This window comes from Micromonospora mirobrigensis (assembly GCF_900091555.1).
Taxonomy (GTDB): domain Bacteria; phylum Actinomycetota; class Actinomycetes; order Mycobacteriales; family Micromonosporaceae; genus Micromonospora; species Micromonospora mirobrigensis.
Genome location: NZ_FMCX01000002.1, coordinates 845600 through 861584, shown reverse-complemented (window position 1 = coordinate 861584; position 15985 = coordinate 845600). Strand labels below are relative to the sequence as shown.

The following is a 15985-nucleotide window of genomic DNA, read 5'->3' as shown; positions in this document are numbered from 1 at the left end:
CGGTAGCCCACGACGCTGATGTAGTGCCCGCCCTCGAAGGAGTGGGTGTTGCCGTCGGTGTCGACCGCGGTGCCGGCGATGTTCGCCACCACGGCCCGACCGCCGTCGACGGTCTCCACGACGTCGGCGCGCAGCTTGTCGGTCTGCTTGTCGTCGGCCTTACGATCCTTGATCTCCACCGACCGGTAGACGTCCTTACCGGTCTCCTTGTTCAGCACCGGGGTGATGTCGTTGATGCTGTTGGTGCCGTCCTCGGTGGTGCCCATCTCCCTGGCCATCGCGTCCACGTTGATGTCCTTGCCCTGCACCGACAGGGCGTTACGGGTCGCGGCCGGGCCACAGTAGTAGAAGTTGGGCTGCGCCTGGTAGCGGACGTTGAGCTCGCGCTCGCTGTGGCCCTTGCGGTCGGTCTGGACCTGGGCGGCCGGCTTGGTGGTGGGGGCGGCGTGGGCGGCGATGGCGGGGCCGGCGATGCCGCCGGCGGTGGCGATGACGCCGGTGGCGGTCAGGACGGTCTTGCGCAGGATGTCGGTACGCATGGGGGTGCTCCTCTGCGTTGGGGGTGTGCGCGGCGCGGGCAGGGGGGTGCGGTGCGGCCGCGCGAGGGGGAAAGTCTTGAGGGGGTCGGTCCGGCGCTCACGGGGGTGGCTGCTCGGGTGACCCGGGGGTGTAACGACCGGTGGCCGGGGATGATTCCCGTCGGCTCTGCCGGGGACCGGTGCTTCGCGGTCCGGGGGGTGTAACGGTGCGGCTCTCGCCGGCATTCCGCCGGGCCTTGACCAGGGTCGACGGGCGGGGAGTGGCCGCGGTATGCCAGGTACAACGCCCCGGCCCCGCCCGGGATTCCGCCCCCCGAGTGCCGCGGGCCACGGGACGCCGCTCACAAACCCGACACCCGGAACACGTCAGCCCGACATTTCGCCCACGCGTGTCGGCGGCGACAGGCGTGAGTGGAACCCCATGGATGCCGAACGGGCCTGGAGACGCCTGTCCGGGCGGTGCGGACGGGGCAGCCGCCGGGGGTCAGGCGGGGTCGTCGGCCGGGGTGGTGACGGCGGTGGCCTGGGCGTGGCGGTCCCGCAGCCGCGCCCGGATCTCCTCCGGCGTGTACGCCCGGCGGCGTCGCTCCGCGCGCGCCATGACCACACCGGACGCCGCGACCCCGGCCAGGCCGGCCAGTCCGAGCACCTTCCACCACCGCATCCCCTGCCGCATCGGCTTAGGGTAGTCGCTCATGAGCCAGTGCAGCGAGGCGACGGCATGAGCATCAGCCTGGACGAGGCGGTCGAGCTGACCCGTACCGGGGACGTGTGGGTCTTCCGGGGCCGCAGCGTGCCCGACCGGGCCATCCAGTTGACCACGAACAGCCCGGTCAACCACGTCGGCATGGCGGTCGTGCTGGACGACATGCCGCCGTTGATGTGGCACGCCGAGCTGGGCCGGTCGTTGCCGGACATGTGGTCCGGCACCCACCAGCGCGGCGTACAGCTGCACGACCTGCGGGACGCGGTCTGCGTCTGGGCCAACCGGTACGGCCAGCGCGCCTGGCTGCGCCAGCTGGAGCCGCCGGCCGACCCGGAGATGGAACAGGCGGTGCTGCGCACGGTCGCCCGCCTCGACGGCACCCCGTTCCCGTCCACCGCCCAGCTCGCCTGGCGTTGGGCGCGGGGCCGGGTGCCCACCGTCCGGCTGCCGAGGGTGCCCGGCCGGGAACGCCCCGCCGCCGCCGGGTCGGACCGCACCCTGGAGAAGGCGTACTGCGCCGAGGTGGTGGCGGTGACCTACGAGGCGATGGGGTTGCTGCCGGCCGGCCGGCGGCCCAACTGGTACGACCCGGGACGCTTCTGGAGCGGGGACGATCTCGGGCTCACCGGGGAGGCCCGGCTCGGCGCCGAGATCGAGGTACGCATACCGGCGCGTTGAGGTTTGCCGAGGTCGGCGGGCGGCAACTGTGTCGACTGTGAAGGCTTCCACCGATCTCGACACGTTGACCGAATTCTTCGACCGGTACGGCGTGGCGCTGACCGCCGGGGACGTGGCCGGCGTGGCCGCCTGCTACGCGCTGCCCGGGCTGGTGGTCGCCGACACCTACAGCTTCTCGTTCACCTCGCCGGCGGCGGTGGCGCTGTCCTTCGTGGGCGCCGCCCCGGACTACCAGGAGCGTGAGCTGGTCGCGGCGAACGCGGTGATCGACGACGTGCAGCCGGTCTCCGCGGCGCTGACGATGGTCGCGGTCGAGTGGGAGTTCCTCGACAGCCAGGGGCGTGCGGTGCCCGGGGAGCACTACCGCTACCTGCTGCGCAGCACCCCCGAGGGCCCGGTCATCTGCACGGTCGTCCGCGGCTGACCGGGCGCGGCCGTGGCCGGGCGGGACGAGGGGCCGTTGTGGTCCCGGGTGATGCTGACCGCCGCCTGCGTCGCCGGGGTGGTGGTGTCCGCCGCCGCCCGTTCCTGGCCGACGACGGGGATCGCCCTGGTCGGCGCGATCGGCGCGGTGCTGTCCGTACGCCGGTCGCTGCGCGGCGCGCACGGCGGGCCGGGGCTGGCCCGGCCGGTGGCGGGTCGCCGTGGCCTGCGGTTGCGCGGGATGGTGATCGTGCTGGCGTTCGGCATGCTCGCGGTCGGTTCGACGGTCCTGCTGACCCGGGCGGACGGCAATCCGGCCGCCTACGTCGTGTTCGGAGTGCTGCTCGCGATCTCGCTCTACGCTGTCGGCGCGACCCTGCTGCTCTGGCGCACGGTGTTCAGCGGCCGGCGGGACTGACAGGTGCCGCGCCGGCCGTGACCTGTCCCCGTGCTTCCCACACCACCGGCCGTCCGGCCGGACGAGCGGGCCGGCTCGGAGGTGTCGGCGTCGCTCGCTACGCTGCCCGTCGGCGTCGACGAGGGGGAATGTGATGGACGACCGGATCGCCGCGCGACCGGGGGCGCGATCCGTGCCGGCCATGCTGACGTCCGTGCCGTGGCTGGTCGTGCTCGTGGGCGCCGGTCTGCTGGCGGCGTTGCTGGTCTTCGCGATGCTGTCGTTCCGGGGCACGGAGCACCAGGCCGTGCCTCCACCGGCCCCGCCGCTGTACCTGCCGACGCTGCCCGCCTCGCCGTCCTCGGCCGCCCCCAGCCCGACCGGGGACGACCCGGTGGTCGCGGTGCGGGCGACCAGGTCACCGGAGGCGAGCCCGTCACCGTCGGCGTCGCCGAGCCCGTCGGCTACCCCCGGCGTCTCGCCGTCGGCCGTCAGCCCCTCGGCGTCCGAGGCGCCCCCCGTGGTGCTCGGTTCGGCGTCCGGCCGGCTGACCGCCCGCTACCAGGTGGTCGCCACCGACCGGGACTCCTTCGACGCGGCGCTGGGCCTGGACAACGGATCCGCCGAGGCCCGGCAGTGGCAGGTGGAGCTGAGCTTCGCCGGCAACGTCAAGCGGGCCGAGGTGCTCTCCGGCGGCGCCACGGTCGGTTCCGGCGGTGGCGGGTACGTGGTGCGTGGCACCGGCACGCTCGGCGCCGGACAGGCCACCACGGTGACGGTCCGCTTCCTCCGCAACGGCACGGGTGACCAGCCCGGGCGGTGCACCGTCGACGGCACGGCCTGCACGATCGGCTGACCGCGCGGCCGGCCGGGACGGTGGACGGGTCGGGCGCTTCCCGACATAGCCGATCATCGCTAGTCTCTCCGGACAGGCCACTGAGGAGGACAGATGTCCGGGACGCGTCGGGTCCGCTCCGGTGTCGCCACGGTGGTCAGCTCCTCGCCGTGGGTGCTGGTGTCGATCGGCGTGGTCGTGATGGTGGTGCTGCTGCTGGTCGCCCTGGGGGCGTACCGGGGGCGGGCGCCGGGCGCGGCGTTGCCGGGGGCGGACGCCACGATGCCGTTGCCGGAGCTGCCCCCGTCGTCGGCGGATTCCGGCCCGCCGTCCCCCTCTCGCACCGGCGCTTCCGCCACGCCGCCCCCGGCGGCGCTGCCTCGGCTCTCCCCGCGCTCCAGCGTGCCCCCGGTGGTGCGGACCGCGACCCCGCTCCCGCCGGCGACCGGCGGCGCCGCCGGTGACGCCCCGCCGACCACCACCCCGGCACCCCCGTCGACGCCTGCGGCGTCGGCCCCGCCGCCCGCACCGCCCGCGGTGACCGGGCGGTACCAGGTGCTCGAGACGTTCGACGACGCCTTCATCGGCGAGGTGCTGGTCAGCAACGCGGCCGGGGAGCCGCGGGCCTGGACGGTGCGGCTGACGTTCCCGGTGGGCGAGCTGGTGACCGCCTGGATCGAGGGGGCGCCGCAGGGCGGGGTCAGCCGGTCCGGTGACACCTGGACCTTCACCAGCGGCGAGGACCTGGCCTCCGGCGCCTCGGTGCCGTTGCGGTTCCACTTCGAACGGACCGGGGGAGCGACCAGCCCGAGCGGATGCAGCACCGACGGCGCTGCCTGCACCGGCGGTTAGGTCCCGCGCTCACCCTCGGCGACGGCGGGCGACCTCCGGAGCAACGGTTCGTTTCGCAAGAGCATTGCTTTGTTGCGACTCCGTTTGCAAGGTATTGCAGAATGTTTCGGCAAGAGCTAGCGTGCGGGCGAATCACGACCAGAGGAAGGCCGTCGATGAAACCCCCGCCGATAACGCACAAGGCACTGCTCGCCTTGGTCTCCGCCCTCACCCTCGCCCTCGTCGGCGTCCCCGTCGCCGTCAACCAGCTCAGCGCCGACGCCATCGAGCGCACCGCCGTCACCGATCCGCTGGCCGCCGCGGGCGCGCCGCAGTGGCGTACCGAGCCGTCCCCCGAGATCCTGCTCAAGGCCGCCGACAACACCGCGCGCGCCGAGCAGTTCTACTTCGTCCTGCCCGACCGGTTCGCCAACGGCGACCCGCGCAACGACCGGGGTGGCCTCACCGGTGACCGGCTGCGCACCGGACTGGACCCCGAGGACAAGGGCTTCTACCACGGCGGCGACCTCAAGGGCCTGATCGACAAGCTGGACTACGTCCAGGGACTGGGCACCACCGCCATCTGGCTCGCCCCGATCTTCAAAAACCGGCCCGTGCAGGGCACCGGCGCGGACGTATCCGCCGGCTACCACGGTTACTGGATCACCGACTTCACCCAGGTCGACCCGCACTTCGGCACGAACGAGGAGCTGAAGAAGCTGGTCAAGCTGGCCCACCAGCGGGGCATCAAGGTCTACCTCGACGTCATCGTCAACCACACCGCCGACGTCATCAAGTACGCCGAGGACAAGTACGCGTACATCGACAAGAAGACCTCGCCGTACACCGACGCGCAGGGGCGGGCCTTCGAGGACCGCAACTACGCCGACGGCAGCCGGGCGTTCCCGAAGGTCGACAGGACCTCCTTCCCGTACACGCCGGTGTTCGACAACGCCGGTGACGCGAAGGTCAAGGTGCCGGGCTGGCTCAACGACGTGACCATGTACCACAACCGCGGTGACTCGACCTTCGCGGGCGAGAACAGCGAGTACGGCGACTTCTTCGGCCTGGACGACCTGTGGACCGAGCGTCCCGAGGTGGTCCGCGGCCTGACCAAGGTCTACGGCGACTGGATCGGCGGCACCGGCGTCGACGGCTTCCGGCTCGACACGGTCAAGCACGCCAACCTCGACTTCTGGCCGCAGTTCAGCCGGGGCATCGAGCGGGCGGCCGAGAAGGCCGGCAAGAAGGACTTCTTCATGTTCGGCGAGGTCTACAGCGCCGACCAGGAGATCGAGTCGACCTACGTGCGGCGCGGCGGCCTGCCGGCCACCCTGGACTTCTCCTTCCAGGAGGCCGCGCGCGGCTACACCGCCGCGAACGGCTCGGCCGAGGCGCTCGCCGACGTGTACGCCAAGGACTCGCTCTACGCCGCCCGGGACACCGACGCGGGCCGACTGACCACCTTCCTCGGCAACCACGACATGGGCCGGATCGGCTCGTTCATCGCCGCGAACGGCGGTGACGACGCCAGCCAGCTGCGCCGCGACCAGCTCGCCCACCAGCTGATGTTCCTCACCCGTGGCCAGCCCGTCGTCTACTCCGGCGACGAGCAGGGCTTCACCGGCCCCGGCGGCGACAAGGACGCCCGGCAGGACATGTTCGCCTCGAAGACGGCGGACTACCTCGACGACGACCTGATCGGCACCACCCGCACCCACGCCGTCGACCAGTACGACACCACGCACCCGCTCTACCGCACCATCGCCGAGCTGGGCAGGCTGCGCAAGGCCAACCCGGCGCTGCGCGACGGCGTCCAGGTCACCCGGTACGCCGCCGACGGCCCCGGCGTCTTCGCCGTCTCCCGCGTGCTGCCCTCCGACCGCGTCGAGTACGTCGCCGCGGTGAACAACGCCGACAGCCCGCAGACTGTCACGGTGGACACCTGGTCGGCCGGCACCACCTTCACCGGCGTGTACGGCGGCGCGGCCGCCACCGCCGCGGGCGCGGACGGCAAGCTCGCCCTGACCGTGCCCGCCATGTCGGCGGTCGTGCTCAAGGCCGGCCGGGCGATCCCACAGGCCGGTGCGGCCCCGCAGGTCACGCTGACCGAGCCGGGTGACGCCCCGGTCGCCACCAAGATCGCCGTCACCGCCCAGGTGACCGGCGACCCGCTGGCCACGGTCACCTTCGCGGCCCGCCCCGAGGGCGGCCGTTGGACGCTGCTCGGCCGGGCCGACACCGCCCCGTACACCGTCCACCACGACCTGACCGGCCTGGCCGGCGGCACGAAGGTGGAGTACAAGGCCGTGGTCCGCGACGGCAAGGGCCGGATCTCCACCGCCCGCACCACCGGTGTGGTCGGCACCCCCGCCCAGGGGGCCTCCCGGGACTGGGCGGTCGTGCACTACCAGCGCCCGGCCGGTGGCTACGACGACTGGGGCCTGTACGCCTGGGGCGACATCGACCCGGCGTACGCCACCGACTGGCCCAAGGGGCAGCCGTTCGCCGGTGAGGACTCCTACGGCCGGTTCGCCTGGGTGAAGCTGAAGCCGGGCGCCAAGTCGGTCGGCTTCCTGGTGGTCGACAAGGACGGGAACAAGGACGTCGCCAACGACCGCACCATCGACGTGACGCAGACCGGCGAGGTCTGGGTCAAGCAGGGCGACCCGACGCTCTACCCGACCCGGCAGGCCGCCACCGGCGAGCCCGACCCGGCCGTCGCGGAGGGCACCGCCGTCATCCACTGGCGCAAGGCCGACGGCAACTACGACGGCTGGGGCCTGCACCTCTGGGACGGCGCCGCCAACCCGACCGACTGGTCCAGCCCGCTCAAGCCGGAGAAGATCGACTCCTTCGGCGCCGTGTTCCGGGTGCCGCTGGCCGCCGGGGCGACCGGGCTGAACTACATCATCCACAACGGTGACGCCAAGGATCAGCCTGACGACCAGCGGTTGGACTTCGCCGCCGCCGGCCGTGAGGTGTGGCTGCTCGGCGGGGTCCCGGGCCGGTTGCTGCCCGCCAGCACCACCGGGGTGGCCAAGGACGTCGACATCGCCAAGCAGAAGGCGCAGTGGATCGACCGGTCCACCATCGCCTGGCCGACCGGGCCCACCGACGGCAAGCGGTACGCCCTCGCGGTCGCCCCGGACGGCGGCCTGACCGTCGCCGACGGCGAGCTGTCCGGGACGTACACGACGCTGCCGTTGCGGGCGCAGCGCAACGGGCTCACCGAGGCCCAGCGCGCGGCCTACCCGCACCTCTGGTCCTACCAGGCCTTCTCGCTGGACCGGGCCGACCTGGGCAAGGTGCCGGCGGCGCTGCGTGGGCAGCTGGTGGTCACCGAGCGCGACGCCGAGGGCAAACTGCTCGGCGCGACCGGGGTGCAGATCCCCGGCGTGCTCGACGACGTGTACCGCCGGGCCACCGACGTGAAGCTCGGCCCCACCTTCGCCGGCAGGGTGCCCACCCTGTCGGTGTGGGCGCCGACCGCCCGGACCGTCGCGCTGGAGCTCTTCGACTCCCCGACGGCGCAGCCGCGGACGGTGGCGATGCGCCGCGACGACCGCACCGGCGTCTGGTCGGTGCGCGGCATGCGGGACTGGGCCGGGAAGTACTACCGCTACCAGGTGCGGGCGTGGCAGCCGGCCGCACAGAAGGTGGTCACCGCGTCGGTGACCGACCCGTACTCGGTGGCGCTGGCGCCGAACTCGACGCACAGCCAGATCGTCGACCTGACCGACCCGGCCCTCGCGCCGGCCGGCTGGGCGGCGCTGCGCAAGCCGGCCGCGGCGCCGGCCGCGAAGGCGCAGATCTCCGAGCTGTCGGTGCGGGACTTCTCCATCGCCGACGACACCGTGCCGGTCGAGCGGCGGGGCACCTACCTCGCCTTCACCGACCCGCGCACGGCCGGGATGAAGCACCTCAAGGCGCTCGGCGACGCGGGGGTGAACTACCTGCACCTGCTGCCGGCGTTCGACTTCGCCACCATCCCCGAGCGGCGGGCCGAGCAGGCCCAGCCGGACTGCGACCTGGCCAAGCTGCCGCCGGACTCCGACCAGCAGCAGAAGTGCGTCGCCGCGGTCGCGGAGTCCGACGGCTACAACTGGGGGTACGACCCGCTGCACTACACCGTGCCGGAGGGCGGCTACGCCGTCGACCCGAACGGCGCGAAGCGGACCACCGAGTTCCGCCAGATGGTCGCCGGGGTCAACCAGGCCGGCCTGCGCGTGGTGATGGACGTCGTCTACAACCACACCTCGGCCGCCGGCACCGACGGAAAGTCGGTGCTCGACCAGGTGGTGCCGGGCTACTACCACCGGCTGCTGGAGGACGGCAGCGTCGCCAACTCGACCTGCTGCGCCAACACCGCCCCCGAGCACGCCATGATGGGCAAGCTCGTGGTGGACTCCCTGGTCACCTGGGCCAAGGCGTACAAGGTGGACGGCTTCCGCTTCGACCTGATGGGGCACCACCCGAAGGCGAACATCCTGGCCGTCCGCGCCGCGCTGGACCAGCTGACGCTCGCCCGCGACGGCGTCGACGGGAAGAAGATCCTGCTGTACGGCGAGGGTTGGAACTTCGGCGAGGTCGCCAACGACGCCCGGTTCGTGCAGGCCACCCAGGCCAACATGGCCGGCACCGGGATCGGCACCTTCAACGACCGGCTCCGCGACGCGGTCCGCGGCGGTGGCCCGTTCGACGGCAACCCGCGGGTGCAGGGCTTCGCCTCCGGCCTGTTCAGCGACCCCAACGGTGACCCGGTCAACGGCTCGGCCGCCGAGCAGAAGGCCCGGCTGCTGCACTACCAGGACCTGATCAAGGTCGGGCTGACCGGCAACCTGCGCGGCTACCGGTTCACCGACAGCGCCGGCAAGCAGGTCACCGGCGCCCAGGTGGACTACAACGGGGCGCCGGCCGGCTACACGGCCGCGCCGGGCGAGGCGGTCACGTACGTCGACGCGCACGACAACGAGATCCTGTTCGACGCGCTGGCGTACAAGCTGCCGCAGGGCACGTCCGCGGCGGACCGGGCCCGGATGCAGGTGCTGGCCCTGTCCACCACCGCGCTCGGCCAGGGGACCGGTTTCGTGGCGGCGGGCTCCGAGCGGCTGCGCTCGAAGTCGCTGGACCGCAACTCGTTCAACTCCGGTGACTGGTTCAACCAGATCCGCTGGGACTGCGCCCAGGGCAACGGCTTCGGCGCCGGTCTCCCGCCGGCGCAGGACAACCAGGACAAGTGGTCGTACGCGAAGCCGCTGCTGGCCGATCCGAAGCTGGTGCCGGACTGCGCCGCGATCAACCTGGCCGACGCCCGGTACGCGGAGCTGCTGCGGATCCGGGAGTCCTCGCCGGTGTTCGGGTTGGCCACCGCCGACCAGGTGCAGCGGCGGGTCGCGTTCCTGCTCTCCGGTGAGAAGGAGACCCCGGGCGTGCTGACCATGACCCTCGACGCCCGTGGGCTCGGTGGGAGGTGGAAGTCGGTGACCGTGGTCTTCAACTCGACCCCGCAGGCGGCGACGCAGCAGGTCGCCAGGCTGCGCGGGGCCGACGTGACGCTGCACCCGGTGCTGCGGAACTCGGCCGACGAGGCGCTGCGGTCGGCGTCCTTCAACCGCGCCAGCGGCACGTTCACCGTGCCGGGGCGCAGCGTGGCGGTCTTCGTCCAGCGGTGACGCCGGACAGGTGAACCGGCTCCCTCCACCTCGGTGGAGGGAGCCGGTTCGCGTTGGAGCGTCACGCGGTCGGTCCGGTCAGTTGAAGCACTCCTTGACCGTGCCCGCGCAGTTGGTCGGGTCGTTGTCGGTCACGGTCGACTCGTCGTCGAGCCGGACCCGGCCCTCGTGGTTGAGGATGCCGCCGGCGACCCGGTGCAGCTTGGCGGTGTCGGTGGCGGTGTTCTTCGTGACCCTGGTGTCGGTCAGGGTGACCGTGCCCCGGTTGTTGAAGATGCCGCCGCCGTTGAGCGCGGTGTTGCCCTTGATGACGTCGTCCCGCAGGGTCAGCCGGGCGTTGTCGCCCTCGCTCTCCGCCCACTCCTGGAAGCCGTCCTCCACCTTCAGCAGCTCCGCCTCGCCGTTGAAGATGCCGCCGCCGAACCGGCCGGCGGTGTTGTCCACGACAGCGCTGTCGGCCACGGTGGCGTTGGCCTCGTGCTCGCCGTCGCGCCCGTCGCCGGGCTTGGACTCGACGGACTCACGCTTCTTCTCGCCACCGGTGTTGTAGATGCCGCCACCGTCCTTGCTGGCGTGGTTCTTCGCGACGAGGACGTGCTCGACGTCCAGGTCGGTGTTGTGGGCGTAGATGCCGCCACCGTTCTCGCAGGCGTTGTTGTCCTTCACCGTGGCGCGCTCGTGGTGCTCACGGCCGTAGTCGCCGCCGAAGTCGCCGGCGCCGGTGCCGCCCTTGCCCTTGTCGCCGGCCTTGTCCTCGGACTTGTGCTCGCCCTTGTCCTCGGCCTTGCCCTTGTCCTCGGCCTTGCCCTTGTCGCCGGCCTTGTCCTCGGCCTTGTTCTCGTCCTTGTTCTCGGCCTCGTCCTCGTACTTGTTGCCGTAGTCGCGGCCCTGGGCCTCTTCGTCGTACTTCTTGCCGTAGTCGCCGCCCTGGGCGTTCTCGTCGTACTTCTTGTCGTGCTCGCCGTGCTTCTCGTCCTCGCCGGCGATCTTGACGTACCCGCCGGAGCTGAAGACGCCACCGCCGTTGTGGCCGGCGTTGTTGCCGTCGACCGCGCTGTCGATGATGTCCACGGAGCCAACCTTGTCCTTGTCCCGGTCCTCGCGGCCCGGCACCAGGCTCGGGGCGTCCTTGTAGTCCTTCTTGCCGTGCCCGTTGGCGACGCCGCCGCCGTTCTCGCCGGCGGTGTTGTTGACGATCTTCGAGTCCTCGACGTGGAGCAGGCCGAGGTTGAAGATGCCGCCGCCGTTCTCGCGGGCGTGGTTGTCGGCGATCTTGCTGTGTTCGATGTCGACCCGGCCGTAGTTGGCGATGGCGCCGCCGTTGCCCTCGGCGTTGTTGCGGGTCAGGGTGACCTTCTTGAGGTGGGCGCTGCCGCCGTGCTCGACCAGCAGGGCGCCGCCGTCGGCCTCGTCCTCCTTGCCGGGCTTCCGGAACCCGGGAGCCGCCTGGGCACCACCTGCGGCGCCCGACGCGCTCGGGCCGCCCGGGATCTGGCCGTACTTGAACTCGGCGGCGTTGCCGCCGGTGATGGTCAGGTCCTTCAGGGTGAGGTCGCCGCCGTCGGCGACCCGGAAGAGCCGGAAGGCGTCCTCGGAGTCCCGCTTGATGGTGGCGTCGTTGCCCTTGATGGTGATCTCCTGCTTGATGGTCGGCAGTGCGCCACCGGACTTCTTGTCGGCGAAGTCCAGCTCGTAGGTGCAGTGCTCGGCCAGCTTGATGGTGCCGCCCTCGTCCCGGTTGGCCAGGTCGAGTGCCTCGACGAGCTTGTCGTCGTCGCAGGGGACCTCCCGCACGCGGCCGTGCTCGTCCTTGGCGTCGTAGCGGTCCTTGGCCTCCTTGGCGTCGCGGGCGTCCCGGTCCTCGCCGCGACCGGCGTCGTCCTTGAGCTGGGCGGTCGACCACTTCACGTCGGTGACCCGGTGGGGGCCGACGGCCCCGGTGGTCGCGTACGCGACGCCGGCGAGGCTGACCGCTCCGGTCAGACCCACGACACCGGTCGCCAGCCAGAGCCGCGAGCGACGGAACGGGGAGGTTGTCTCACGAGTGGCGTCAACGTTATTGCGAAGGTAGTTGGACATCGGAGCTCTCTGCCCTCTCCTTGTACCTGACAAGGTCGCTTCGTCACAGCGAGGCGGCCTTCGCTACAAATCGGTTGTAGCTGCTGAACAACACCGTATGAGAACCTTCTTCGCCTCGTGGCCATATACGAAAAAAGCCCACATTCGGTGTGGGCCGGGCCGGGTGGGACGGAAGGCGTACGGGGTCGACGTCGGGCGGCCATCGGGGACGGCGACCGCATTCGTGTCCGTAGGGCGGTCCCTTCCCGCCCGGCCGGACGGGAAGGGGCCCCTCGGGTATGTGGTGGTTCAGCGGAAGCAGTCCTTGACCGTCCCGGCGCAGTTGGTCGGGTCGTTGTCGGTGACGGTGGACTCGTCGTCGAGGCGTACCGTGCCCTCGTTGTTGAGGATGCCGCCGGCGACCCGGTGCAGCTTGGCCGCGTCGGTGGCGGTGTTCCGCGCGACCCTGGTGCCGGTCAGGTCGATCGCGCCCTTGTTGTTGAAGATGCCGCCGCCGTTGAGGGCGGTGTTGCCCTTGATCTCGGTGTGCCGCAGGGCGAGGGACGCGTTGTCGTCCCGGCCCCCGGATCGATCCCCGAAGCCCTCCGCGACGTCGACCTTGCCGGTCTCACCGTTGAAGATGCCGCCCCCGAAGCGACCGGCCGTGTTGTCGGCGATGCGGCTGTCGGCGATGGCGCCGTGGCCCGCCCGCCCGTTGTCCGCGCTGGCCGTGCTGGTGCCGTCCGACGTCACCACGACCCAGCGCTCACCCCCGGAGTTGACGACGCCGCCGCCGTCGGTCACGGCGTGGTTCCGGGTGACCGCGACGTGGTCGAGGTCGAGGTCGGTGTCGTTGGCGTAGACGCCGCCGCCGCTGGCGCAGGCCCGGTTCCGGTCGACCGCCCCGTAGGAGATCGCGACGAAACCGCTGAAGCTGAAGAGTCCACCGCCGTTGTGGCCGGCGCTGTTGCCGGCGACGACGCTGCGCCGGATGTCGACGCTGCCGCCGTCCTGGTGGCCGTCGCCGGGCTCACCCGGGTGCGGCGCGTCCTTGTCGTGGGCCTTGCCGTTGGCGATGCCGCCGCCGCTGTCGCCGGCGGTGTTGTCCACGATCCGCGACTTCTCGACGCTGAGCAGGGCGGCGTTGAAGACGCCCCCGCCGCCGTGGCCGGCGTGGTTGTCCTCGATGACGCTCTGCTCGACGTCGACGCGGCCGTAGTTGGCGATCGCGCCGCCGTTGCCCTCGGCGTTGTTGCGGATGAGCCTGACCTTCTCGAGGTGGGCGCTGCCGCCGTGCTCGACCAGCAGGGCGCCGCCGTCGGCCTCGCCCTTCCTGGCCGGCTTGGGGACCGCGGGGGTCGCCTGGGTGCCCTCCGCGCCGCCCGGGGTCGGGCCGTACTTGAACTCGGCGGCGTTGCCGCCGGTGATGGTCAGGTCCTTCAGGGTGAGGTCGCCGCCGTCGGCGACCCGGAAGAGCCGGAAGGCGTCCTCGGAGTCCCGCTTGATGGTGGCGTCGTTGCCCTTGATGGTGATCTCCTGCTTGATGGTCGGCAGTGCGCCACCGGACTTCTTGTCGGCGAAGTCCAGCTCGTAGGTGCAGTGCTCGGCCAGCTTGATGGTGCCGCCCTCGTCCCGGTTGGCCAGGTCGAGTGCCTCGACGAGCTTGTCGTCGTCGCAGGGGACCTCCCGCACGCGGCCGTGCTCGTCCTTGGCGTCGCGGTGGCCCCTGGCCTCCCTGGCCTCGCGGGCGTCCCGGTCCTCGCCGCGACCGGGGCCCTCGTCGCCGTCCGCAACGTTCTCCTCGGCCGCCGGGCCGGCGTCGCTCACGTTCTGCCGCGCCGTGGTGGCCTGCTGGTCCGACCGTCGCTGGGCGTCGTCGGAGGTGTTCTCGCGTGCGGCCAGGCCCCCCAGTGCGGCCAGGCCGACGACGCCGGTCAACCCGGCCACGCCGGTGGCGACCCAGAGGGCCCGCCGTCGCTTCGGCGGCGGGCCGGTGGGCGTCCCCTCGTCGGAAGTGGTTACGTCGTTGGACATCGGAGCCTTCCGCCCTTTCCTGCTACCAGACGGGCCGCGCCGACCGAAGGGGCGCGACCAGCTACAAATCGGCTGCAGCCTGTGATCGCCACCGTATGAGAACGATCCTCGCAAGAAAGGTGAATCCGAAGAAAAGCCGCGTAATCGGGCAGACAGCATGAGGTCCGTCGACGACGACGGGCCCCGGCCCCGGTGTTCGCACACCGGGATCCGGGGCCCGTCGAGGGGCTTTCGCAGGTCAGCCGGGCAGTCGGGGGCCCGCCTCGCGCTGCTCGGCCAGCCAGGTCTCCACCTCGTCCGAGCGGCGCGGCAGGCCGGCGGAGAGGTTCACCGAGCCGGTCGCGGTGACCAGGATGTCGTCCTCGATGCGGACGCCGATGCCGCGCAGCTCCTCCGGGACCAGCTCGTCCTCGGGCTGGAAGTAGAGCCCCGGCTCGACGGTCAGCACGTAGCCCTCACCGAGCGCGCCGTCCCGGTAGTTCTCCTTGCGGGCGTTGGCGCAGTCGTGCACGTCGATGCCGAGCATGTGGCTGGTGCCGTGCAGCGTCCACCGCCGGTAGACCGTCGAGGTCGGGTCCATCGCCTCGTCCACGCTCACCGGCAGCAGGCCCAGGTCCTTCAGCGCCTCGGCGAGCACCCGCATGGCGGTCAGGTGCACGTCCCGGAACGCCACGCCGGGCCGGATGATGTCGATGGCCGCCTGCTGGGCGGTGTAGACGGCGTCGTACACCTGGCGCTGCAGGGGGGTGAAGCGGCCGTCGACCGGCAGCACCCGGGTGACGTCGGCGGTGTAGAGGTTGCGGTTCTCCACGCCCATGTCCATCAGCAGCAGCTCGCCCGGGCGGGTGGCGCCGTGGTTGTGCACCCAGTGCAGGATCGTCGCGTGCTCGCCGGCGCCGACGATCGAGCCGTAGCCGACGTCGTTGCCGTCGTGCCGGGCGCGCAGCGCGAAGATCCCCTCCAGCAGCCGCTCGGAGACCCGCCGGTCGGCCGGCAGCGCCCGGGCCACATCCTCGAAGCCCCGGACGGTGGCGTCGCACGCCTCCTGGAGCTGGGCGATCTCCCACTCGTCCTTGACCAGCTTGAGCTCCGAGATGGCGATGGCCAGCTCCCGGTCGCGGGCCGGCTGGCCCTCGGTGCGCGGGCCGTCGTAGGGACGCACAGCCGCGTCCACCCCGGCGTCGAAACCGCGCAGCACCCGGGTACGCCCCGGCGCGCAGTCGGCCAGCGCGGCCTCCAGCTCGGTCAGGTCGGCCGTCGGCAGCCCCAGCTCGGTCGACTTCTCGCTCAGGGTGTGCCGCCGGCCCACCCACAGCTCGCCGTTGCGGCTGCGGAAGAACTCGTCGGTCACCCGGGACGAGCGGGGACGCATGTAGAGCACGGGGTCGTGGCCCGAGCCGTTGGGGCGCAGCACCAGGACGCTGTCCGGGTCGAGGTCGCCGGTGAGGTACGCGAAGTCGCTGCCGGGCCGGAACGGGTGGTCGGTGTCGTTGGCGCGTACCTTCTCGCCGCCGGTCGGGATGACCAGGGTCTCCCCGGGGAACGCCGCGGAGAGCGCGGCGCGGCGCTTGGCGTGGTTGGGCACCTCGGGTCGGGGTCCCACCGGCAGCTCGGTGTCCCGCCAGCCCTGCCGCATGAAGGCCAGGAACGCCTCCGGGAAGTCCGGGTCGTGTGATTCCGTGCCGTCCGCCGGCTTTCCCTGGGCCCGCTCCTCGGCCATGATCCGCCTCCCTGTCGCCTCGTCGCTGGACCAGACGGTACCGCGCACGGGTTCGAGCGGGTCTGCCGAGGCGGCCTCATGAGTCCGAT

General features: G+C 71.9%; 11 protein-coding genes. 6 read left to right on the top strand and 5 right to left on the bottom strand.

Going from position 1 to position 15985, the window contains the following annotated elements:
- Both GA0070564_RS11090 and GA0070564_RS11085 read right to left on the bottom strand, forming a co-directional pair.
- Window positions 1-539, bottom strand: a 539-nt coding sequence (locus tag GA0070564_RS11090; protein WP_091606863.1) for a C39 family peptidase, incomplete at its 3' end; no start/stop codon positions are given.
- A 484-nt stretch (window positions 540-1023) separates the two neighbouring features.
- Window positions 1024-1215 carry a hypothetical protein gene (locus tag GA0070564_RS11085; protein ID WP_091606860.1) on the bottom strand — a complete coding sequence of 64 codons (192 nt, stop codon included), beginning with the start codon at window positions 1213-1215 and terminating at the stop codon, window positions 1024-1026.
- Window positions 1216-1260: 45 nt separating this feature from the next.
- Between GA0070564_RS11085 and GA0070564_RS11080 the strand changes: the two genes are divergently transcribed.
- The 6 genes from GA0070564_RS11080 (at window position 1261) to pulA (ending at window position 10084) form a co-directional block, all read left to right on the top strand.
- Complete coding sequence (locus tag GA0070564_RS11080) at window positions 1261-1923, top strand: hypothetical protein (RefSeq protein WP_091606856.1); 663 nt, start codon at window positions 1261-1263, stop codon at window positions 1921-1923.
- A 37-nt stretch (window positions 1924-1960) separates the two neighbouring features.
- A complete protein-coding gene (locus GA0070564_RS11075; protein WP_091606852.1) occupies window positions 1961-2347 on the top strand; it encodes a hypothetical protein in 387 nt (128 codons plus the stop codon).
- Between the two features lie 12 nt (window positions 2348-2359).
- The gene (locus tag GA0070564_RS11070; protein ID WP_091606848.1) at window positions 2360-2764 is read left to right on the top strand and encodes a hypothetical protein; all 405 of its coding nucleotides are present in this window, start codon (window positions 2360-2362) and stop codon (window positions 2762-2764) included.
- 133 nt (window positions 2765-2897) lie between these two features.
- Complete coding sequence (locus GA0070564_RS11065) at window positions 2898-3599, top strand: hypothetical protein (protein ID WP_091606844.1); 702 nt, start codon at window positions 2898-2900, stop codon at window positions 3597-3599.
- A 93-nt stretch (window positions 3600-3692) separates the two neighbouring features.
- Window positions 3693-4430 (top strand): cellulose binding domain-containing protein, encoded by a 738-nt coding sequence (locus tag GA0070564_RS11060; RefSeq protein WP_091606841.1) that lies wholly within the window; start codon window positions 3693-3695, stop codon window positions 4428-4430.
- A gap of 155 nt (window positions 4431-4585) precedes the next feature.
- The gene (gene pulA, locus GA0070564_RS11055) at window positions 4586-10084 is read left to right on the top strand and encodes a pullulanase-type alpha-1,6-glucosidase (RefSeq protein WP_091606837.1); all 5499 of its coding nucleotides are present in this window, start codon (window positions 4586-4588) and stop codon (window positions 10082-10084) included.
- Window positions 10085-10162: 78 nt separating this feature from the next.
- Here the strand turns inward: pulA and GA0070564_RS30205 are convergent, their stop codons facing one another.
- The 3 genes from GA0070564_RS30205 to GA0070564_RS11040 all read right to left on the bottom strand — a co-directional run bounded on the left by GA0070564_RS30205 (window position 10163) and on the right by GA0070564_RS11040 (window position 15896).
- On the bottom strand, window positions 10163-12073 hold the full coding sequence (locus GA0070564_RS30205; RefSeq protein ID WP_281182131.1) for a hypothetical protein: 1911 nt from the start codon (window positions 12071-12073) through the stop codon (window positions 10163-10165).
- Window positions 12074-12451: 378 nt separating this feature from the next.
- Entirely contained in the window at window positions 12452-14176 is a 1725-nt protein-coding gene (locus GA0070564_RS11045) for a hypothetical protein (protein WP_091606827.1), read from the bottom strand.
- 238 nt (window positions 14177-14414) lie between these two features.
- Complete coding sequence (locus tag GA0070564_RS11040) at window positions 14415-15896, bottom strand: aminopeptidase P family protein (protein WP_091606823.1); 1482 nt, start codon at window positions 15894-15896, stop codon at window positions 14415-14417.
- Window positions 15897-15985 lie beyond the last annotated feature (89 nt).